1 protein-coding gene and 1 pseudogene are annotated in these 983 nt (G+C 61.1%); one reads left to right on the top strand and one right to left on the bottom strand.

Features of this window, described 5'->3' with window-relative positions; genetic code table 11:
* A partial coding sequence (locus tag L3X40_RS21930; RefSeq protein ID WP_237367447.1) for an ISAs1 family transposase occupies positions 1–523 on the bottom strand: 523 nt, incomplete at its 3' end.
* Between the two features lie 109 nt (positions 524–632).
* Here L3X40_RS21930 and L3X40_RS21925 point away from each other — a divergent pair.
* A pseudogene (locus L3X40_RS21925) lies at positions 633–983 on the top strand (transposase); the annotation flags it as partial.

Here is a 983-nt window from a genome sequence, read left to right as displayed (position 1 = left end):
GCTGGCAATTGAGCGCGTCGACGGTGACGATGGTACCTTTCAGCGAGAGCATCTCGAGCAGCTTGGGCACGGCGGTAGTCTCGTTCGACTTCTCGTCGGTGGCGATCTGCGCGAGGACCAGTCGCTGATCGCATCCCCAGGCGCTCACCATATGCAGCGCCGATTTGCCGCTGGCCCGATCGAACGATCGGCGCGAGACCTTGCCGTCGATCGCGATGACGCCTTCGCACGCGGCGGTGAACTCCGCCATGAACCGCCGGAAGCACGAACCGAACTGGTCCGGATCGAGCAACCGCAACACCCGGCTGAACGTGTCATGGCTGGGCGGTCCGTTCTCCAGAGCGAGGAACTCGCGCAGGAAAGTCTCCTTCGCCTCCGCAAACTCAGCCATGTCGACCGCCGTCTGCCCCCCGCACAGCACCGTGCACAGCGCGATCATCAGCATATCCAGAAGCTTGTGCCGACCCGCGTTGCCGGTCCGTGGATCCTCCAACCCAACAAAGCAGGCTTCAAAACCACCCATGCCCGATCCAACCTCGTGCCAGCTATCCAGGCTGGCGGGTAGAATCGATCTCGCTTCGCTAAGCAATCCAGCTCCCAAAGGTCACCTCAGACCCAAATGCGATTCCCCTTCGCTGTGGGAAACGCCGCTGTTGCGCGATTTTGCAGGGATCAGCCTCGACTTCGAGGGTGTGCCGGACGAGACGACGATCTTGAAGTTCCGCCATTTGCTGGAGAAACATGCGCTGGGCAAAGCGCTGTTGGACGAGATGACGGCGGTTTTTGAACGAGCGTGGTTTGCTGTTGCGCCAGGGAACGATCGTGGATGCGACTTTGATCGCCGCGCCGCCATCAACCAAGAACCGCACGAAGTCGCGCGATCCTGAGATGAAGCGGACCAGGAAGGGCAATCAGTGGTATTTCGGCATGAAGGCGCACATTGGCGCGGACGCGGCTTCGGGCTGCGTGCATTCGGCCGAAAT

Source organism: Rhizorhapis sp. SPR117 (assembly GCF_021742065.1).
This window is presented reverse-complemented; position numbering and strand designations above follow the sequence as displayed.